The organism is Castellaniella sp. (genome assembly GCF_049671645.1).
Taxonomy (GTDB): domain Bacteria; phylum Pseudomonadota; class Gammaproteobacteria; order Burkholderiales; family Burkholderiaceae_B; genus Castellaniella.
In genome coordinates this window covers 1-20112 of sequence record NZ_JBATVG010000013.1, presented here as the reverse complement: position 1 = coordinate 20112, position 20112 = coordinate 1, and the positions used below count along the sequence as shown (strand labels likewise).

The 20112-nt window shown below is 65.9% G+C and carries 14 protein-coding genes; 11 read left to right on the top strand and 3 right to left on the bottom strand.

Features of this window, described 5'->3' with window-relative positions:
* Window positions 1-265 precede the first annotated feature (265 nt).
* From hrpA to WBG56_RS03715, 9 genes are read left to right on the top strand one after another with little or no spacing between them, the layout of a single operon-like run.
* Window positions 266-4015: an ATP-dependent RNA helicase HrpA gene (gene hrpA, locus WBG56_RS03755; protein ID WP_424265694.1), complete on the top strand. Its 3750-nt coding sequence runs from the start codon at window positions 266-268 to the stop codon at window positions 4013-4015.
* A 24-nt stretch (window positions 4016-4039) separates the two neighbouring features.
* Window positions 4040-7519, top strand: coding sequence for a DNA polymerase III subunit alpha (gene dnaE, locus WBG56_RS03750; RefSeq protein WP_424265387.1), 3480 nt, complete (start codon window positions 4040-4042; stop codon window positions 7517-7519).
* A 2-nt stretch (window positions 7520-7521) separates the two neighbouring features.
* Entirely contained in the window at window positions 7522-8289 is a 768-nt protein-coding gene (locus tag WBG56_RS03745; RefSeq protein WP_424265385.1) for a glycosyltransferase family 25 protein, read from the top strand.
* Window positions 8289-9386, top strand: a complete 1098-nt coding sequence (locus WBG56_RS03740; RefSeq protein ID WP_424265692.1) for a glycosyltransferase family 4 protein — start codon at window positions 8289-8291, stop codon at window positions 9384-9386. The genes WBG56_RS03745 and WBG56_RS03740 overlap by 1 nt, the downstream gene beginning before the upstream one ends.
* Window positions 9383-10234, top strand: a complete 852-nt coding sequence (locus WBG56_RS03735; protein ID WP_424265383.1) for a polysaccharide deacetylase family protein — start codon at window positions 9383-9385, stop codon at window positions 10232-10234. Before WBG56_RS03740 ends, WBG56_RS03735 begins: the two co-directional genes overlap by 4 nt.
* Before the next feature lie 45 nt (window positions 10235-10279).
* Entirely contained in the window at window positions 10280-11050 is a 771-nt protein-coding gene (locus WBG56_RS03730; protein WP_424265381.1) for a glycosyltransferase family 2 protein, read from the top strand.
* Complete coding sequence (locus WBG56_RS03725) at window positions 11047-12159, top strand: glycosyltransferase (protein ID WP_424265379.1); 1113 nt, start codon at window positions 11047-11049, stop codon at window positions 12157-12159. The genes WBG56_RS03730 and WBG56_RS03725 overlap by 4 nt, the downstream gene beginning before the upstream one ends.
* 21 nt (window positions 12160-12180) lie before the next feature.
* On the top strand, window positions 12181-12921 hold the full coding sequence (locus WBG56_RS03720; RefSeq protein WP_424265377.1) for a polysaccharide deacetylase family protein: 741 nt from the start codon (window positions 12181-12183) through the stop codon (window positions 12919-12921).
* Window positions 12922-12968: 47 nt separating this feature from the next.
* Window positions 12969-14114 (top strand): glycosyltransferase family 4 protein, encoded by a 1146-nt coding sequence (locus tag WBG56_RS03715; protein WP_424265690.1) that lies wholly within the window; start codon window positions 12969-12971, stop codon window positions 14112-14114.
* 31 nt (window positions 14115-14145) lie between these two features.
* Here WBG56_RS03715 and WBG56_RS03710 read toward each other — a convergent pair whose 3' ends face one another.
* Window positions 14146-14910, bottom strand: coding sequence for a YdcF family protein (locus WBG56_RS03710; RefSeq protein WP_424265375.1), 765 nt, complete (start codon window positions 14908-14910; stop codon window positions 14146-14148).
* Window positions 14907-15821, bottom strand: coding sequence for a glycosyltransferase family 9 protein (locus WBG56_RS03705; protein WP_424265688.1), 915 nt, complete (start codon window positions 15819-15821; stop codon window positions 14907-14909). Before WBG56_RS03705 ends, WBG56_RS03710 begins: the two co-directional genes overlap by 4 nt.
* Window positions 15822-15972: 151 nt before the next feature.
* Here WBG56_RS03705 and msbA point away from each other — a divergent pair, with 151 nt between their 5' ends.
* Window positions 15973-17796, top strand: coding sequence for a lipid A export permease/ATP-binding protein MsbA (msbA, locus tag WBG56_RS03700; RefSeq protein ID WP_424265373.1), 1824 nt, complete (start codon window positions 15973-15975; stop codon window positions 17794-17796).
* Window positions 17797-17849: 53 nt separating this feature from the next.
* Window positions 17850-18287, top strand: coding sequence for a hypothetical protein (locus WBG56_RS03695; RefSeq protein ID WP_424265371.1), 438 nt, complete (start codon window positions 17850-17852; stop codon window positions 18285-18287).
* Window positions 18288-18294: 7 nt separating this feature from the next.
* On the opposite strand, the gene rng is transcribed toward WBG56_RS03695, so the two are convergent.
* The gene (gene rng, locus WBG56_RS03690) at window positions 18295-19770 is read right to left on the bottom strand and encodes a ribonuclease G (protein ID WP_424265369.1); all 1476 of its coding nucleotides are present in this window, start codon (window positions 19768-19770) and stop codon (window positions 18295-18297) included.
* Between the last annotated feature and the right edge of the window lie 342 nt (window positions 19771-20112).

Below are 20112 nucleotides of genomic sequence, written 5' to 3'. Positions count from 1 at the left end.
GAACCACGAAATTATAATAAGGGATTGCCCCCTGCTGGGGGATTGGGCGACAGGGGGCCTGCGAGGCCGGTTCCCCGCGCCGCCCGGCGCCTCATTTGCGGAAATCATCGTCTTGCCAGAAAAACCATCACAGCCCCCGGATTCCGTCCCGCATGCCTCCCGCTCCGCGGGAGATTCGTCCGCCGGGGCGCCGGGCGGGTCGCGTCGTCGTCGGCGCGCCGGTCCGGCGCCCGATGCGCAGGCGGCCGGGGCGGGGGACCGTCCCCTGCCCGCCATCGCCTACCCGGAGGATCTGCCCGTCAGCGCCTGCCGCCAGGAAATCGCGCGGGCGATTGCGGAACATCCGGTCGTCATCGTCTGCGGTGAAACCGGATCGGGCAAAACCACGCAATTGCCCAAGATCTGCCTGGAACTCGGGAGAGGCCGCCATGGCATGATCGGCCACACGCAGCCTCGCCGGCTGGCGGCCACTTCGGTGGCGCAGCGGGTGGCCGAGGAGCTGCGCACCGAGCTGGGCGATTGGGTGGGTTATCAGATCCGCTTTGGCGAACGCACCGGACCTGCCACCGCGATCAAGCTGATGACCGACGGCATCCTGCTGGCGGAAACCCAACGCGACCCTTTGCTGCGCCGCTACGACACCCTGATCATCGACGAGGCCCACGAACGCAGCCTGAACATCGACTTCCTGCTGGGGTTTCTGAAACGCCTGCTGGCCCGTCGCCGGGATCTGAAACTGATCATCACCTCGGCCACTATCGATGCGGACCGCTTCGCGCGTCATTTCGGTTCCGCCGAACGGCCGGCGCCCGTCATCCAGGTCTCGGGGCGCCTGTTTCCGGTCGAGTTGCGCTACCGCCCGGTGCGCCCGGATGCCCCGGAGGCCGAACCGCAGGCGGCAGGCCGCGGCGATGAGGAACGCGACCTGGTCGACGCCGTCGCCGATGGGGTGGATGAATGCGCCCGTCACGGGCCGGGCGACGTGCTGGTATTTCTGCCCGGCGAGCGGGAAATCCGCGAATGCGCCGAGGCCCTGCGCAAGCGTCACCCGGCAGGCGCCCTGGTGCTGCCCTTGTACGCCCGCCTGTCGCGGGCTGAACAGGAACAGATCTTTCACCCGCGCGGCAATACCCGGCGCATCGTGTTGGCCACCAATGTGGCGGAAACCTCCCTGACGGTGCCCGGCATCCGCTACGTCGTGGACAGCGGCCTGGCGCGCATCAAGCGCTATTCCTGGCGCAGCAAGGTCGAACAACTGCGCATCGAGCCCATCAGCCAGGCATCTGCCAATCAGCGGGCCGGCCGCTGCGGGCGCCTGGGCCCCGGGGTCTGCATCCGGCTGTATGCCGAACAGGACTTCAAACAGCGCCCCGCGTTCACCGATCCGGAAATCCTGCGCTCTTCGCTGGCGGCCGTCATTCTGCGCATGAAGGCGCTGCGCCTGGACGACGTGGAGGCCTTTCCTTTCGTGGAACCGCCGACGGGCCGGGCTGTGGCCGACGGCTATCAGCTGTTGCAGGAACTGGGGGCGCTGGATGAGCAGAACCATCTGACCCCGGTGGGGCGCTCCCTGGCCAAATTGCCGGTGGACCCGCGCGTGGCCCGGATGATTTTCGCCGCTCATGAGCAGCAGTGCCTGACGGAAATCCTGGTGATCGCGTCGGCCCTGTCCATCCAGGACCCGCGCGACCGGCCCATGCAGGCCCGCGAGGCCGCCGACAATGCCCATGCGCAGTTCCGCGACAAGCAGTCCGAATTCCTCGCCTGGCTGAAATTGTGGGAATGGTATGGGGAACAGGTCGCCCACAAGGCCTCGCAGCGCAAGCTGGTGGATCAGATCCGGGCGAAATTCCTGTCGCCCGTGCGTCTGCGCGAATGGCACGATACCCATGTGCAGCTGCTGACCCTGGCCCGGGAACAGGGCTGGCGGTTGAACCAGACGCCGGCCACCCGGGAACAGATCCATATGGCCCTGCTGGCCGGCCTGCTGGGCAATATCGGCATGAAGTCCGACGACGCCAACCTGTACCAGGGGGCGCGCGACATCCGTTTCGCCATTCATCCGGGCTCGCCTCTGCAGAAAAAGGCGGGGCGCTGGGTGTTGGCCGCCGAACTGGTCGAAACCACCCGGCTGTACGCGCGTTGCGTGGCGCAGATCGATCCTGTCTGGGTCGAGCGGGCAGGGGCCCATTTGTTGAAAAAGGCGTGGTCCGACCCGCGCTGGGAAAAAAAGGCCGGCCAGGTGGTGGCCAACGAGCGCGGCACGGTCTATGGCCTGCCTGTATATACGGGCCGCCGCGTCCATTACGGTCGGGTCGATCCGAAGGCGGCGCGCGAGATCTTCATCCGCGACGCCCTGGTCCCTGGCGATATCGACAGCAAGCTGCCCTTCATCGCCCATAACCGCAAGCTGATCGCTTCCATCGAGCGGCTGGAACATCAAAGCCGCCGGCCGGACATTCTGGTCGATGACGCGCTGATCTATGCCTTCTACGATCAGCAGATCCCGGCCGATGTCAGCCAGACGGCGACGCTGGAGGCCTGGGTCGGCACGCTGGATGCCCAGGCGGCCAAGCGCCTGAACCTGAACCGCGACGACCTGATGCAGCACGATGCCGCCGGCGTCACGACCGAGGTCTTTCCCCGCCGTCTGCAGTGGGCCGGGGCCGAGCTGGCGGTGGATTATCACTTCGAGCCCGGTTCGCCGCGCGATGGCATGACGCTGACCGTGCCGCTGTTCGCTCTGAACCAGATCGACGCCGCCCGCTGCGAATGGCTGGTGCCGGGCATGCTGAAAGAAAAAGTCCATCTGTTGCTGAAATCCCTGCCGCAGAAACTGCGCCGCCACTGCGTTCCTTTGCCCGATTATGCGGCGGGTTTTCATGATCGCTGGTTCGAACGCGCCGCCGACCCGGGCATGGGGCTGCTGGACGCCATCATTCAGGATGTCTGGGACCAGTGCCAGGTGCGTGTCCAGGCCACGGATTTCAAACTGGAGACCCTGCCGCCGCATCTGTTCATGAACTTCAAGGTCATCGATGAACATGGCCGCATGCTGTCGGGCGGGCGCAGCCTGGACCAGTTGCGGGCCGAACACGGCCGCCAGGCCCAGGCCTCTTTCCAGCAGGTGGCCGCGCGGGATCGCGCCGCCGCCCAGGTTCTGGACCATGAAGGCCTGACGGCATGGACCTTCGGCGCCTTGCCGGAACTGCTGGAGATCCAGCGGGGCGGCCAGTCTCTGATCGGCTACCCCGCCTTGCGGGATCGGGGGGAATCCTGCGATCTGGATGTGTTCGACGACCCGCAGGAAGCCCGCCGGGTGCATGCGGATGGCCTGCGCCGCCTGTTTCGCCTGGCCTTGCGCGAACAGGTCCGTTATCTGGAGAAGAATCTGCCGGAACTGACCCGCATGGCCATGTGGTACATGGATCTGGGCACGCAGCAGGAATTGCGCGATCAGCTGATCGATGCCGCCATCGGGCAGGCATGCCTGATGGAACCCTGGCCCGAGGACGCGGAATCCTTTGCCCGGCGTTGCGAGGAAGGGCGCGCGCGCCTGAGCCTGCTGGCGCAGGAACTGTCCCGGCTGGCGTCCGCCGTGCTGCAGGAACGGGCCGCCCTGCAGAAGAAACTGCCCCAGGCCAAGCCCTGGCCGTCCGCGCAGCAGGACATCCGCCTGCAGATGGATGCGTTGATCGGGCGCGGTTTCATCGGCGGGACGCCCGCCGAGCAGTTGAAGCATCTGCCCCGCTATTTGAAGGCGGCGCAGATGCGGATCGACAAACTGCGGGAGGACCCCGCCCGGGACGCCCGCCTGATGGCCGAGATGGGGCCTTTGATCACCCCTTGGCAGCGGGCGCGCGCGGCCCTGAAGGGCGCCCCGGATGCGCAACTGGACGCCTTTCGCTGGCAGCTTGAGGAATTGCGCGTCGCCCTGTTTGCCCAGACCCTGCGCACGCCTTTTCCGGTTTCGGTCAAGCGCCTGCAAAAGAGCTGGTCCGCCATGCCCCGATAGGCATCCCTTCAGTACAATCCCCGCATGACGATGTCTCCTGTATCCCCCCCTTTTGTGCACCTGCGCAGCCACTCGGAGTTTTCCGTGGTGGACGGCATTGCCCGCATTCCGGACCTGGTCAAGCGCGCCAAGGCCTTCGGCCAGCCCGCCATGGCCCTGACGGATCTGGCCAACCTGTTTGCCTGGATCAAGTTCTACAAGGCGGCCCGCAAGGCCGGGATCAAGCCGATTGCGGGCTGCGATGTCTGGCTGCAGAATCCGGATGACGAGCACAAGCCATTTCGTCTGCTGTTGCTGGCCACGGATCATGCGGCCTATCTGGAATTGTGCGAATTGCTCAGCCGCGCCTGGACGGAAAACAGCCAGCGCGGCCGGGCCGAACTGCGCCGCGAGTGGTTGTCCGGAAAAAACGGCCTGATCGCGCTGTCGGGCGGGCGGGCGGGCGATATCGGCCATGCGCTGGATGCGGGCCGGATGGATGAAGCGCAGCGTTTGGCCCGACAGTGGGCGGCGGATTTCCCGGACAGCTATTTCATTGAACTGCAGCGCGCCGGATTCGAGGGCGACGAGACCTACGTCCAGGCGGCGTTGCGGGTGGCGGTCGACTGCGGCCTGCCGGTGGTGGCGACCCATCCCATCCAGTTCATCGAGCCGGAGGACTTCCGGGCCCACGAGGCCCGCGTCTGCATCGCCGATGGCGAATTGCTGGGCAATCCTCGCCGGGTCAAGCGCTTCACGCCCGAGCAGTACATGCCCGACAGCGACGAGATGGCGCGGCGCTTTGCCGACGTGCCCTCGGCGCTGGCCAATACGGCGCAGATCGCCCGGCGCTGCAATCTGACCCTGACGCTGGGGCACCCCGAACTGCCGCTGTTCCCGACCCCCGACGGCGTGTCGCTGGACGATTACATGGTGCGGCTGGCCAATGAAGGCCTGCAGCGCCGCATGCTGCAGCTGTATCCGGACGCCGAAGAGCGCGCCCGCCAGATGCCCGCCTACCAGGAACGCCTGGACCTGGAATGCAAGACGATCGTCGGCATGGGGTTCCCGGGCTATTTCCTGATCGTGCAGGACTTCATCAACTGGGGCAAGAGCCATGGGGTGCCGGTCGGCCCCGGCCGGGGCTCGGGGGCCGGCTCCCTGGTCGCCTACAGCCTGGGCATCACCGACCTCGATCCCTTGCGCTACGACCTGCTGTTCGAACGTTTCCTGAATCCCGAACGCGTCTCCATGCCCGACTTCGACGTGGACTTCTGCCAGGACAACCGCGAACGCGTCATCGAATACGTCAAGGAAAAGTACGGCCGCGACGCCGTCAGCCAGATCGCGACCTTCGGCACCCTGGGCGCCAAGGCCGTGGTGCGCGACGTCGGGCGGGTGCTGGAAATGCCCTACAGCGTCTGCGACAACCTGTCGAAGATGATCCCCTTCAATCCGGCCGATCCCTGGACGCTGGACCGCACCCTGGAAAACGAACCCGCCTTTCGCGAGCGCTACGACACGGACGAGGAAATCCACGCCCTGATCGATCTGGCCCGGCCCCTGGAAGGGCTGACGCGCAACATCGGCATGCACGCGGGCGGCGTGATCATCGCCCGGGGCAAGCTGACCGACTACACGCCGCTGTATTGCCAGCCGGGCAGCGAATCCAGCGTCGTGTCGCAGTACGACAAGGGCGACGTGGAAGACGTCGGCTTGGTCAAATTCGACTTTCTGGGCCTGCGCAACCTGACTATCCTGGACTGGGCCGTGCGCTACGTGCAGGAATTCAATCCGGGCATGCGCGATTTCGACATCATGAGCCTGCCGCTCGATGATGCGGAAACCTATGCCTTGCTGTCCTCGGCCAACACCACCGCCGTCTTCCAGCTGGAATCCCGGGGCATGAAAGAGCTGCTGAAAAGCATGCAGCCCAATACCTTCGAAGACGTGATCGCCTTGCTGGCGCTGTTCCGTCCCGGCCCCCTGGAATCCGGCATGGTGGTCGATTTCGTCAACCGCAAGCACGGCCGCGCGGACGTCGATTATTTCCATCCCGACCTGGAACCGGTCCTGAAAAGCACCTATGGCGTCATCGTCTACCAGGAACAGGTGATGCTGATCTCCCAGATCATCGGCGGATATTCCCTGGGGGGCGCCGACCTGTTGCGCCGCGCCATGGGGAAGAAAAAACCCGAGGAAATGGCCAAGCACCGGGTGGTCTTCCAGGAAGGCGCCGTCAAGAAAGGCTACGACGCCGACCTGGCGGCCCACCTGTTCGACCTGATGGAAAAATTCGCCGGGTATGGCTTCAACAAGAGTCACTCGGCCGCCTATGCCCTGATTTCCTACCAGACGGCCTGGCTGAAACGCTACCATCCGGCGGAATTCCTGGCCGCCACCATGTTGTCCGACATGGACGATACCGACAAGATCCAGGTGTTCTGGCGCGATGCCGTGGCCAATGGCGTGGCGGTCCTGCCGCCCGACGTCAATGCCTCGGGCTACCGCTTTGCGCCCGTGGCCGACGATCATATGGCCCAGGGCAAGCCGCCGCGCACCATCCGGTACGGCCTGGGCGGGGTCAAGGGTACCGGCCAATCGGCGGTCGAAGCCATCCTGGCGGCGCGCGAAGCCGGCGGCCCGTTCGCCAGTCTGTTCGATTTCTGCGCGCGGGTGGACCGCCATACGGTGAACCGTCGCACCATCGAGGCCCTGATCCGCGCCGGGGCGTTCGACACGCTGGAAGAAAACCGGGCGGCCCTGCTGGAAACCCTGGGCAGCGCCATCGAGGCCGCCGAACAGGCGGAACGCAATGCCAATCAGTGCTCGCTCTTCGCCGATGAATCCGACCAACTGGTGGCCGGTGAACTGACGCGCGTGACTCCCTGGGATCTGCAGACCTATCTGACTGAAGAAAAGACCGCCCTGGGGTTCTATTTCAGCGGCCATCTGTTCGATGCCTGGCGCGACGAGATCCGCCGGGTGGCGCCCACGCCGCTGGCGCGACTGGCGCCTTCGCGCGGCCCGCAGTGGCTGGCGGGCGTCCTGGCGGCCGTGCGGCCCCGCATGACGCGGCGCGGCAAGATGCTGTACGCCCTGCTGGACGACGGCACCGCGCAGATCGAGATCGCCATCTTCAACGAGATGTACGAGCAGTACCGCGACAGTCTGAAGGAAGACCGGCCGCTGGTCATCCAGGGCCGGGTCAGCCACGATGATTATTCCGGCGGCCTGCGCGTGTCGGCCGATGATCTGTACGACCTGCAGCGCATCCGGGAAACCCGCGCCCGCAGCCTGCGCCTGTCGGTGCCCAGCCTGCTGGAGCCGGCGCAATTGCAGGAATTGCTGGGCCCGTGGCGCTCGGCGGACGCCGGTGTGCCGGTCGAATTGCGGCTGTGCCGCCCGGATTTTTCCTGCCTGCTGCGCCTGGGCGACGACTGGCGCGTGCGCATGGACGACGCCCTGATCGCCGGGGCGCGGCAATGGCTATCTTACGATCAGGTCGAGGTCCACTACGGATGAAGATGATCCCCATTCGCGTCATCAGCCTGGCTTCCCGGCCGGATCGGCGGCGGCAGATCGCCGCCCAGTTCGACCGGCTTGGGATATCCGGCTACAGCTTCCTGGATGCCGTCAATGGCAAGCAGCAGCCCGATCATCCGCTGTTCGCGCATTACGACCCCGTGGCTCGCGCCCGGGTAAAAGGTCGCGGCCGCGACCTGAAGCCGTCCCAGTTGGGTTGTTTCGCCAGCCATTACCTGCTTTGGCTGGAATGCGCCGCTTCCGGCCAGCCGCTGATCGTGGTCGAGGATGACGCCATCCTGAAGGATAATTTCCCCGATATGCTGGCGCATGCGCAGGCGCTGCTGCAGGCCTGGCCCTTTATCTGGCTGCACGAATACGACCGGCCGGGCCGTGACGCCTTCGAGCATGTCGGGCGGGTGGGGCCCTTCGCCTTGACGCGCAAGCTCAAGAAACACTCTTGTTCCGTGGCGTACCTGCTGGCGCCCGAAGGGGCCCGCGCCCTGCTGGACGGTGGTCAGACCTGGGTATACCCCGTCGACGACATGATGTTCCGCTTTTACGAACATGGCGTGGAGAACATCGTGATCCGGCCGGCGTGCGTGGCGCAGGATCACGACTCGCCGTCGGACATCACGGGCGCCGCAGCGGAAGCTCCGCTGCCGCTGAAGGACAAGATACGGCGCGAGGCCTACAAGGCCCGCGATACGGTGTGGCGCATGCTCCACAATCTGCAGTTTCGTATCCATCATCATGGATCGTCTGCGTGATGGGGCCTTTGCGTATTCTGCATTCCGAGGCCGCCACCGGGTTCGGTGGCCAGGAAAACCGCATTTTCAAGGAAATGGGCGCCATGCGCGCTGCCGGCCATCACATGGAGGCCTTGTGCCAGCCGCATGCCCGCCTGGCGCAGCGTCTGCGTGATGACGGATTCCAGGTCCATACCCTGTTGATGGACGGTCCGCGCAATTACGTCCGCGGTGTTTTCCAGGTCCGCCGCATCCTGAAGGCAGGCCGTTTCGATGTCCTGAACACCCATAGCCGGCGGGATACTTTGCTGGCGGGCGTGGCCGGACGCTTGGCCGGCACGCCGTTGATCGTGCGCACTCGCCATCTGGCGGTGAAACCCGGTTCCCTGCTGTCCTATACCAGGGTGCCGCACTGCGTCACGACCGTCAGCGACCATGTGCGGCGTTTGCTCCTGGAATGCGGCGCGGCGCCGGATCGGGTTGCGACGGTTTACTCCCCCATCCCCTTGCCGCCGCCGGTTGAACGCTCCAGCCTTCGGGCGGAGCTCGGTATTCCGGACAACGCCATCGTGGTGGGGTGCGTGGCGGTGATGCGGGCGAAAAAAGGCCACCGGGCGCTGATCGATGCCATGACGGATCTGCTGCGCAGGCCGGATGTCTATCTGGTCCTGGTGGGGGATGGGTCGCCTACCCTCGAAGAACTTCAAATGATGGTGCAAACACGCGGTTTGCAGGATAAAGTGCTCTTTACCGGACGCCGGGCGGATATCCCGAACGTGCTGGCCGGATTTGACCTGTTTGCCCTGGCCACGGAGCAGGAAGCCTCCGGCACGGTTTTCGTCGAAGCCGCCGCCGCGGGCCTGCCGGTGGTCGGCACGGATGTCGGAGGGGTTTCCGAGATGCTGCAGGATGGGGTGACGGGCGTGCTCGTGCCTTTGCATGACCAGAAGGCTCTGGCGGATGCGATACGGATGCTGGTCGACGACCCCGGGCGGCGTCGCGCGATGGGCCAGGCCGGGATGCGGGCTGTGCGTGACTCGGACCGCTTTACCCTGGAGGGCCTGGTCCGGCGGACCGAACAGTGCTACCGGGGCTGGCTCAAGGATCGGATCGGATGAAACAGATGCGAACGGTCCCCGTCCTGATGTATCACCACGTCACCCCGGCAGGCGGCGCCATCAACGTTACGCCGGAACATTTTCGCGATCAGTTGGCCTGGCTCAAGCGGCAGGGCTACCGGACGCTCACGTGCGAGGAATTTGCCGCCCACCTGGCGGGGGAGCCCGCCCCGGAACGGTCGGTCCTGATCACGTTCGACGACGGTTACCTGGACAATTATGTCCACGCCTGGCCCGCGTTGCGGGAATACGGTTTTCACGCCGTCATCTTCCTGGTCACGGGCTGGATCGGCCAGGGACCGGCCAGGCCGCATGCGGGGCAGGGGGAGGGCGCGCGCGCCTTGCCGCCCACCCCCGATCACGCGGACTGCATGCGGCAGGTGGCGGCGGGGCAGGCTCATGAAATTGCCTTGAACTGGTCGGAAATCGATCGCATGCGAGCGGACGGGGTCTGTGAATTCCATAGTCATACCCATACTCATACCCGCTGGGACAAACAGGATCCTGCCCGCAAGAACGAGCAGATGCGCCACGAGTTGCAGCAGTCGCGCGCCTGTCTGGCCGATCATCTGGGCGCCGTGTCCGACCACCTGTGCTGGCCCCAAGGCTACTTCGATGCCGACTATGTCGCCATCGCCCGGGAAGCCGGCTTCCGCCATCTTTACACAACACGGGCTTTCGGTCGGAACCGGCCCGGCTCGGATCCGGCCTCGATCTTCCGTTTCGCAGTCCGCAATACATCGGGCGCGTCCGTCGGCCGCAGGATCCGTGTGGCGGCCAGCCCCTGGATCGGGCCTTTGTTCAATGCCTGGAAGCGTTGGAAACGGGGGCAACGGTATGCCGGCTAGATCCGTGCGGCGGGGGCGGCGGATGCGCAGCGCGCCGGTGCATCCATGAAACTGTCCGTCATCGTCATCACCAAAAACGAAGCGACGCATATCGGCGCGTGCCTGGACTCGGTCGCGTTCGCGGACGAGATCATCGTTCTGGACTCCGGAAGCACCGACGCGACCTGCGAGATCGCGCGGCAGCGCGGAGCGCGCGTGGAGCGCAGCGCCGACTGGCCCGGCTTCGGCCCGCAGAAGAACCGCGCCCTGGACCTGGCGACGGGTGACTGGGTCCTGTCCATCGATGCCGACGAACGCGTTACGCCCGCCTTGGCGGAGTCGATCGCGCGGGTCCTGGCCGCGCCGGATGCGCAGGCGTATCGCGTGGCCCGGCTGTCCAATTTCTGCGGCCGCTGGATACGCCATAGCGGCTGGTGGCCCGATTACGTCGTGCGCCTGTTTCGCCGCGATGCCGGGCGTTTTTCCGATGCGCCTGTCCATGAACACGTCGTGGTGTCCGGCAGGACCGGGACCCTGTCCGGCCACTTTCTGCATTATCCCTATGCCAGTCTGGAGATCTTCATCGACAAGATCAACCGCTATTCGACCGAAGCCGCGCGCGCGGCCTACCGGAAGGGTCGCAGGACCGGATTGATGGGGCCGTTCGGCCATGCCGCCTGGACCTTCATCCGGCATTATGTAGTGCGGCGCGGCTTCCTGGACGGATGGCAAGGTCTGGTGCTGGCGGGAATGGCTGCGACGGGCAGTTTTTATCGTTACGTCAAACTGTACTGGCTGGGAAAGCGTCCCCCGGCGGCGAGCGCGGATGAGGCATGAAGATCCTCTACACCAATTTCCATCCCCACAACGGGGGAGGGCATGCGACTTATATCGCCAACCTGGCGCGCTCCTTCCAGGGGGAACACCAGATCACGGTGGCGACGCCCGCCACGAGTCGCCTGTATGCGCAGGCCCGGCAGATTCCGGGCGTGCGGGTCTGGAATACTTCTTTCAGCACGCGGCTCAGGCCCATGCTGATCGAAGTCATGGCGCTTCACGCCTTGTTGCGTGAGGAACGTTTCGACCTCGTCCATGTGAATGGCTCGGCCGATCATCGCCAGCTGATGCTGGCCCGGCTGGGGCTGCCCGGGCGGCCCCGTATCGTCTGGACCAAGCACAACACCGTGCCTGCGCGCAGTTTTGGCAACCGGGTGCGGGCGTGGGCGGGGACGGATGGCGTCATCGGCGTCTGTGATTACGTCAGCCGGCAGTTGATGGATTCCGGCTATGGGGCCCGCCTGATCCAGACGATCCGTCTGGGCGTCGACACGGATCGGTTTCGCCCCCAGTCCGCCAGCGCATGCGCCCAGGCGCGGCGCGAACTGCTGGGCGAGCTGCCCGACGACGTGTGCGTCCTGGGCAGTGTCGCGGGAACGGACCGCGCCAAAGGCTGGCTGACCTTGGTGCAGGCCCTGGCGCGTTTGCCCGTCGCCCAGCGCCGGCGTTTTCGCGTGCTGGTTGCGGGAGACTTGCCGCGCGGCACCTTGCGGCAGGACGTGGAAGCCTTGGGGATGAGCGCCTACGTGGTGTTTCCGGGACTGGTGGATGATCCTCGCCGCGTGCTGGCCGCCAGCGACGTCGGTTTCGTGCTGTCCTTCCAGGAAGCAGGGTCCTACGCCGCCTGCGAATCGCTGTCCATGGGGTTGCCCACCCTGGTGTCGAGCGCGGGCGGTCTGCCTGAACTGGTGCGCGATGGCGTGGACGGCTGGGTTGTCCCGGCGGGCGACGTCGACGTCCTGCACCGCTGGCTGCTGGCGCGGCTGGCGGCGCCGACCGATGTGGCGATCGCCGATGCGGCCCGGGACCGGGCCCTGGCCCTGTTTTCCTTGCCCGTGCTCTCCGGGCAGACGATGGACTTCTACCTGCGCGTCTGCGCGCAGGGCTGACCGCGCCGATATAATCCGTTCATGATCCCCATCCTCATGTACCACCAGATTGGCGAACCCAATCCCCGGGGGACCCCTTATCGGGGGCTCACCGTGCATCCCCGGGATTTCCGGCGGCAGATGATCTGGCTGCGCCGGCTGGGCTATCGAGGCCTGTCCATGGCGCAGTTGATGCCTTATCTGCGCGGCGACAAGCAAGGCAAGGTCTTTGGCCTGACTTTCGACGACGGCTACCGGAATGTCCTGGATCACGCCGTGCCGATCCTGGAAGACTGCGGCTTTCAGGCCACCAATTATTTCGTCGTGCGGCAGTTGGGGGGCTCCAACGTCTGGGACCGGGCCGAGGGCGTTCCCGCGTCCGCCCTGATGGATGCCCAGGGGGTGCGGGACTGGGTGGCGGCGGGGCACGAGGCCGGCTCCCACACTTTGAATCATCCCGTGCTGCCGCGTCTGTCCCCCGAACTGGCGTTCAACGAGATCCACGATTCCCGCGAGGCGCTCGAACAGCTCACGGGTGCGCCGGTCAGGGCCTTTTGCTACCCCTATGGAAAGTTCACGCCCGTCCTGGCGGATTGCGTGCGGGAAGCGGGCTACGACAGCGCGACCACGACCGCCGGCGGCCTGGCGCGGCGTGCGGACGACGTCTTCGCCTTGCCGCGGATCGCGGTCATGCGCTCCACTTTGCTGCTGCGGTTTCTGCAGAAATGCCTGACTCCGCTGGAAGACCGCAAGCGTGTCCGGCGCGAGCGGAGGACGGCGTGAGCGCCGGGGAACCGCGGCCGGACGAGCCGGCGCAGTCCCCGTCGGGGCTGTCCATCGCCTTCGTCGTCGATCGTTTCGGCAGCCGCTTTGGCGGCGCGGAAGCCTACGGCGTGGCGCTGATGCGGGAACTGGCCGCGGCCGGCCATCGCATCACGGTGTTCGCGCGGGAATACGACGCTGCCTGCGAGCTGCAACTGCCGTTCCATCCGGTCCGGGTCAGTCGCCGCTGGCCCAGCTGGATCCGGGTCTGGCTGTTCGCCAGGCGGGCGGCGCGGCTGACCCGTCGGGGATTCGACATTGTTCATTCCCATATGAACGGCTGGTGCGGCGACGTGGAAGTCATCCACGTCACGCCGGTCCGCTATCGCTGGCGAGTGCAGCCCATGGCCTTCATGCGGCGCGCGCTGTCGTATGTCAGCCCCCGGGTGCTGACCTATCTGGGGCTGGAAGCCCGCCGCGTCGCGCCGCGCCCCGCCCATCGGGCGGTTGCCGTATCCCAGCTGATCGCCCATCAATTGGGGCAGGCCTATGGATTCGCGGAAACGCGGATTCCGGTGATTCCCCCGGGTGTCGCGGCGGAGCCGCCCGTCACGGCTGAACAGCGGCGCCAGGGCCGCCAGGCGCTGGGCCTGCCCGATCAAGGTGTCCTGTGTCTGCTGGTGGCCCGCAACCCTTTGCGCAAGGGCCTGCCCACGGTGCTGCGGGCTTTGCAGCAGTTGCCCGACGATGTCCTGCTGCTGGTGGTGGGCGCCAACGCGGCGTCTCGGGATTGCGTGGCCCAGGCCCCGGAATCCGTGCGCGGGCGGGTGCATCTGGTGCCGGAAACCTCGCAGGTGGCGCCCTATTACCAGGCGGCCGATCTCTACGTGCATCCCACCTTGAACGACAGCTTCGGCATGGCGCCTCTGGAAGCGATGTCCTTTGGCCTGCCGGTGATTCTCAGCCCGGCTCCCTGGTGCGGTTTCGCTCAATATGTGACGGCCGGCGAAGAGGCCCTGGTGCTCAGCCACCCGGAACGGGCGGACGAACTGGCTCAGGCGATTGAACGGCTGATCGCCGATCCTGCCCTGCGTGACCGCCTGCGGGCCGGCATGGGAGGGGTCCTGGCGCGGCATGCCTGGCCCGAGGTCGCCCGGCAGTATCTGGCGCTGTACGCGGACATCCTGCGGGAGCGCCGGGCCGGGGGCCGATGACCCTGCGCGGCCCTCAGGGGGCGCTACAGCGCTACACCCAGCCGCGTATCCAGTACACCAGCAGGCCCAGGTATTCCTTGACGATCGAGCGGCTGGCATTCAGGGTGCGCAGGTCCGGCAGCCAGAATGAAAAATCCGGTTCGTCCGGAACCACGATCTGCGGTGGAGAGGGCGCGGCGATCGGGTTCAGGCCCTGCTTCTGGAAACTGGCCATCGCGCGCGGCATATGCAGGGCCGACGTCACCAGCAGGAACTGTTGAATGTCGTGCTGGCGCAGGACCTTGGCCGTATAGACCGCGTTCTGGTGCGTCGTCAGGCTGTGGTCTTCCTGGATGATGACCGCGGCCGGCACCCCGTCGCGTTCCAGCGCCGAGGCCATCATGCGCGCCTCGCTGATTCCGCCGTCCAGGGCGGCGCCGGAGACGATGACCAGCGGCGCCTTGTCGGCCGCATACAGACGGGCCGCCGTATCGGTGCGCAACACTGTCATCTTCGGGTTGTAGGATTCGAACCAGTTGGGCCTGCCGTTGGCGGTGTTGCCGCCCAGCACCACGATGGCCTGGGCCGTGGGCAGCGCTGCGGCGGGCTCGTGGGGATAGCGCTGCTCCAGCAGGCCGCCGGCCCACAGGGAGGTCGTCGGCAGGGACCAGAACACGGCCCAGGCCACGGCGCTCACGGTGATGATGGCGGCAGTCTTGCGCCAGCGCACGACGAACAGGATCGCGGCCAGGACCAGCAGTGTGACGGATAGGTTCAGGGGAATGACCAGATTGGCCAGAAATTCGGAAACGCTCATGCGGCAGGAGGAATGTTCATGTGTTCCAGTGCCTGATCCAGGACCTCGGGGGCGCTGGGCCAGGCGTGCAAGTGCCCCAGGCGCAGGGCCTGGTTGGACCAGGGGCCTGTGCGGTTGGGGTCTGTGACGCCAAACAGGGTGATCTGGCGGGCGTGGGCGGCGGCCGCCAGGTGCGAGACGCCGGAGTCGTTGCAGATGACCAGCCGGGCTTGCCGGGTCAGGGCGGCGAAGGCCCCCAGCCCCAGGGGCGGCAACCGTTGCGCGGTCGGGGCGGCGGCCTGCGCCGCCTGTTGTTCAGTGGCCGGAGGGGCCATGACGACGGGAATGCCGCGCGCCTGCAGCGACTGCGTCAGGCTGTCGAAGCCCGACCATGCCTTGACCCGGCCTTTGTGCAGCCCGGTGGCGGTCGGCGCGATCAGCACGAAGGCGTCCCGTTTCAGCCCGGCCTGCGCCAAGGCCTGCGCGGCCTGCAGTTCGTGCGCGGCGGCGGCCTGCCAGCGCAGCTCCTCGGCGGGTTCCGGATCCACGACCGGGAGTTGCCACCGTGTCAGGGCGTGGCGGGTGAGGTAGTGCCATGATTGCACGGCGTGCAGCGGCCCTGCGGGTTTGCGGCAGGGCCAGCGCAGGATCAGGCTGCGGCCATCGTCCCGGTAGCCGGCGCACGGAATGCCGGCGAAGCGGAACACCAGCGCGCTGGACAGGGAGTCGGGCAGCAGCAGCCCCAGGGATTTGCCCTGGGCGGATTGTTTCAGATGCTGGCGTACGGCGGCCCGGTCCTCGCGCCAGGACCCGCGCATCGGCACGAACCCGGCCAGGGGGTAGGCGGCCAGCAGATCCTGCGCCCAGGGCCGGGCGCAGACAATGAGCGGCAAGCCCGCTCCCAGCAAGGTATCCAGGCTGGGAAGGCTCATGCAGACGTCGCCCACCCAATTGGGCAGACGCACGTACAGGGCAGGTCGGGTGGCGGGTGTCAACGCGGGTGCTCCAGCGGCCCGCTGCGGGAACTGATGGCTGGCGGGCTAAAATGCGTGATTCACGACAGTATATAAGAGAGTGTGCCGGTTGAAACCCGATTCGAATCAGGCTACTGACAGCCGCCCCGTGCGGCTGGCGTTGTGGCGCCAGATTTATCTGCGCCTGGGCAAGGACTGGAAAGTCGGCCTGCTGGCGCTGCTGCTGCTCAGCGTGGCCTCGGCCACGCAGCCCCTGCTGGCCGTCATCATGAAACCCCTGCTGGACGAGGGTTTCACGGGCGCCCGGCCGTCGTATATCTGGTCCATCCCGCTGGCGGTGGTCGGGCTGATGCTGCTGCGCGGCGTGACGACGTTTTTGGGCACTTACCTGATGTCCTGGGTGGCCAACAACATGCTGCTGGGCCTGCGGGGCGACATGTTCGAACGCCTGCTGAGCATGTCGGATGAAACCTTCCGGTCGCGCGACCGGGGGCGTTTGCTGAACCGCTTCACCATCGATGCGGGCAACGTCAGCGGCCTGTCCACCGAAGTCGTCCGCGTCATCGTGCGCGAATCCCTGACCGTGGTCGCCTTGCTGGCGGTGTTGCTGTACATGTCCTGGCAACTGACCCTGATCGTGCTCGTCATGCTGCCGCTGTCCGTGCTGACGGGGCGCTATTTCGTGCGCCGGCTGCGCCGCATCAACCGCGACACGATCAACATGAACGCGGAACTCACGCGGGTCGTGTCCGAAGGCATTGCCGGCCAGCGCGTCGTCAAGCTGTTCGACGGCTATGCGCGCGAGCGGGAACGCTTCGGCTACGTCAACGCCCGCCTGCGGCGCTTTGCGATGCGGGCGGCCAGCGCCGATTCGGCCATGTCGCCGATTTCTCAGTTTTTCGTGGCGCTGTCGGTGGCCATCGTGGTGGCGGTCGCGCTGTACCAGGCCAACCACCAGGGCCTGACAGTCGGCAGCTTCGCGGCGTTCATGGCTGCCCTGGGCCAGATCTTCGACCCGCTCAAGCGCCTCACCAACATCGCCGGCGCCGCTCAACGCATGCTGGTGTCCGCCGAATCCGTCTTCGCCCTGATCGAGGAGCCCGTCGAGTCCGATCACGGCACGCGCGACATCGACGGGCGCCTGGCGGGGCAGGTGACGTTCCAGTCCGTCACCCATCGCTTTCCGGATGTGTCGCGCAATACGCTGGACGCCGTGTCCTTTGCCGTGCAGGCGGGGCAGACCGTGGCGCTGGTGGGGCGGTCCGGCAGCGGCAAGACCACGCTGGTCAATATGCTGCCCCGATTCATCGAACCCAGCGGCGGACAGATCCTGATCGATGGCATCGACGTGCGGGAATTCCGCCTGCGCGCCTTGCGCTCGCAATTATCCCTGGTCAGCCAGGATGTGGTCCTGTTCGAAGGCACCATCGCCGAGAACGTGGCCTACGGGGTGCTGGGAGACATCCCGGAGGCGCGCGTGCGCGCGGCGCTGGAGGCTGCGAGCCTCTGGGACTTCGTGGCGGGCCTGCCGGATGGCATGCATACCCAGGTGGGCAGCAATGCCAGTACGCTGTCGGGGGGCCAGCGCCAGCGCCTGGCCATTGCCCGGGCCCTGATCAAGGACGCGCCCATCCTGATCCTGGACGAGGCCACTTCCGCTCTGGACAACGAGGCCGAACGCCAGGTCCAGGCCTCGCTGGAGCGTCTGATGGCCGGACGCACGACCTTGGTCATCGCCCATCGGCTCAGCACGGTGCAAAAGGCCGACCGCATCATCGTGCTGGACCAGGGGCGCATCGCCGAATCCGGCACGCACACCGACCTGCTGGCCCAGGGGGGCCTGTATGCGTCCTTATATCAACTGCAGTTCCAGGACTCCGTTCCCGGCGGGGCGGATGGCGTCGCAGACCGGCCGGACGCGGATGCGCCGTGACGCCGGCACGGCAAGCTGGATTACCATTCTGGATTCGTTTCTTGGAGCACCCGATGAAGACGATTTACGTTCTGAGCTCTCTGGCCCTGCTGTCCGCGTGCGCCAGCCACCCTCCCGGCCTGACCCTGGACGAGCTGGAGACGCCCCGCTATCAGGTGACGGAACGTCGCCGCCTCCCGATCGACTTCCCGGGCGTGCAGCAGAACCTGTTCCGCCACGCGGCGGCCTGCGGGCAGACCTATACCTTCGAGATGGTGCCCAATGAAACTTCTTTTGGCCGCGTCGTCTACCGGCCCGTGCCGGATGCCGGCTGGGACCGCAGTGTCGTCTTGAGCCTGACCCTGCTGCACAACCGCACCATCAACGTCAAGGCCTACAGTTATCGCGCCGGCCAGATGGACCGTGTGCACGAGATGATGACCGCCATGATGAAGCCGGAACTCTGCCACGCCGACAGCAGTTGGGAAAACAAGATGGACGCGGGCGAGTAGAACAGGCCTATAGCAGCACCAGATCGTATTGTTCCTGTCCGTAGCTGGCTTCCACCGCCAGCGAAATCGGCTTGCCGACGAAGTCGCCCAGCATCGCCAGGTGCTGGCTTTCTTCTTCCAGGAACAGATCGATCACCGCCTGGGATGCGACGATGCGGAACTCCTTGGGATCGAACTGGCGGGCTTCACGCAGGATTTCCCTCAGGATCTCGTAGCACAGCGTGCGGGCGGTGCGCACCGCGCCTCGGGATTGGCAGGTGGGGCAGGGCTCGCAGAGCTGATGCGCCAGAGAATCCCGGGTGCGCTTGCGCGTCATTTCCACCAGACCCAGCTGGCTGAAGCCGCTGACGGTGACGCGGGTCCGGTCGGGCGACAGGGCCTTGTGCAGTTCCGCCAGGACCGAAGCCTGATGCCCGGCGTCGTCCATGTCGATGAAGTCCAGCACGATGATGCCGCCCAGATTGCGCAGGCGCAGTTGCCGCGCGATGGCCACCGCGGCTTCCAGATTGGTCCTGAAGATCGTGTCGTCGAAATTGCGCCCGCCGACGTAGCCCCCGGTATTCACGTCCACGGTCGTCAATGCCTCGGTCTGGTCGATGATCAGGTATCCGCCGGATTTCAGATCCACGCGGCGCGATAGCGCCCGGGCGATTTCCTCGTCTACGTTGGCGGTATCGAACAGAGGCCGGTTTCCGCTGTAATGATGAATGCGTTCAACGACTGATGGGGTGTAGCGCTGCGCCCAGGCGATCAGTTCCTGGGTGACGGAGCGGGAATCCACCGTGATGCCGCCGGTCTCGGGCGTCGCCATGTCGCGCAGCACGCGCTGGGCCAGCGTCAATTCCACGTAGACGGGCGAAGGGGCGGGCACCTGACGGATCCGTTCCTGGATGCTGGTCCACAGCATGCGCAGGTAGCTGATATCGTCCGCCAGCTCCTCGTCGCTGGCGCCCTCGGCCTGCGTGCGCACGATGAAGCCGCCCGGTTCGTCGGCCGGCCGCAGGGCCACAATGCGCTGGCGCAGGGCTTCGCGTTCGGCTTCGCCGTCGATGCGCTGCGATACGCCGATGTGCGGTTCGTGCGGCAGGTACACCAGCATGCGTCCCGCGATGCTGATGTGCGTGGACAGGCGCGCGCCCTTGGTGCCCATGGGGTCCTTGATGACTTGCACCAGCAGCGGCTGGCCCTCGAACAGCAGCTTTTCGATGGGCGTCTGGGGGGCGTGTTCGCCGGCGCTGCGGGCGTGGCGGTTCTGCCGCAGGTCGGCCACATGGATGAAAGCCGCGCGTTCCTGGCCGATGTCCACGAAGGCGCTTTGCATGCCGGGCAGTACCCGCGCCACTCGTCCCAGATAGAGATTGCCCACGTGCCCGCGCTGTATGGTGCGCTCCATGTGGAGTTCCTGCACGACGCCTTGCGTCGTCAGGGCGACACGGGTTTCAAAAGGAGTGACGTTGATCAGAATGTCTTCGCTGGCAGGCATGATGGAAGTATCGTTCTTATGTAAGGAATGTCCTGCCTGGGACTGTATCACCATCGATGGCAGTCAGTGGCCGCATGGGGCGTCACGACGGCCGTGGCGATATATTTTCAATAAATTGTGGAGTGACTTGCGCGGTGTAAAAAAGCTGTGCTATAGTTCGGTCTCTTCGCCGCAGGGCACCCAGGGTTAACCCTGAAACTGATCGGTTTTACTGGTTGGTTGCCACGCAGAAGTCATTGATTTGCAAGCGTTTAGCTCGATCGATGATGGCTGTGAGCGACGGGGATTCGGTTTCGGCCGAAGGCAGTCTGGCTTGACATTGAGATGCAGATGTGTTTTAAT

Excerpts from the sequence above, each read along its gene's own strand:
- WBG56_RS03695 (WP_424265371.1), top strand. The coding sequence starts at position 17,850 with ATGAAGACGATTTACGTTCTGAGCTCTCTGGCCCTGCTGTCCGCGTGC.
- WBG56_RS03720 (WP_424265377.1), top strand. The coding sequence starts at position 12,181 with ATGATCCCCATCCTCATGTACCACCAGATTGGCGAACCCAATCCCCGG.
- WBG56_RS03740 (WP_424265692.1), top strand. The coding sequence starts at position 8,289 with ATGGGGCCTTTGCGTATTCTGCATTCCGAGGCCGCCACCGGGTTCGGT.
- WBG56_RS03745 (WP_424265385.1), top strand. The coding sequence starts at position 7,522 with ATGATCCCCATTCGCGTCATCAGCCTGGCTTCCCGGCCGGATCGGCGG.
- WBG56_RS03725 (WP_424265379.1), top strand. The coding sequence starts at position 11,047 with ATGAAGATCCTCTACACCAATTTCCATCCCCACAACGGGGGAGGGCAT.
- WBG56_RS03730 (WP_424265381.1), top strand. The coding sequence starts at position 10,280 with ATGAAACTGTCCGTCATCGTCATCACCAAAAACGAAGCGACGCATATC.
- WBG56_RS03735 (WP_424265383.1), top strand. The coding sequence starts at position 9,383 with ATGAAACAGATGCGAACGGTCCCCGTCCTGATGTATCACCACGTCACC.
- rng (WP_424265369.1), bottom strand. The coding sequence starts at position 19,770 with ATGCCTGCCAGCGAAGACATTCTGATCAACGTCACTCCTTTTGAAACC.
- WBG56_RS03710 (WP_424265375.1), bottom strand. The coding sequence starts at position 14,910 with ATGAGCGTTTCCGAATTTCTGGCCAATCTGGTCATTCCCCTGAACCTA.
- WBG56_RS03705 (WP_424265688.1), bottom strand. The coding sequence starts at position 15,821 with ATGAGCCTTCCCAGCCTGGATACCTTGCTGGGAGCGGGCTTGCCGCTC.
- dnaE (WP_424265387.1), top strand. The coding sequence starts at position 4,040 with ATGACGATGTCTCCTGTATCCCCCCCTTTTGTGCACCTGCGCAGCCAC.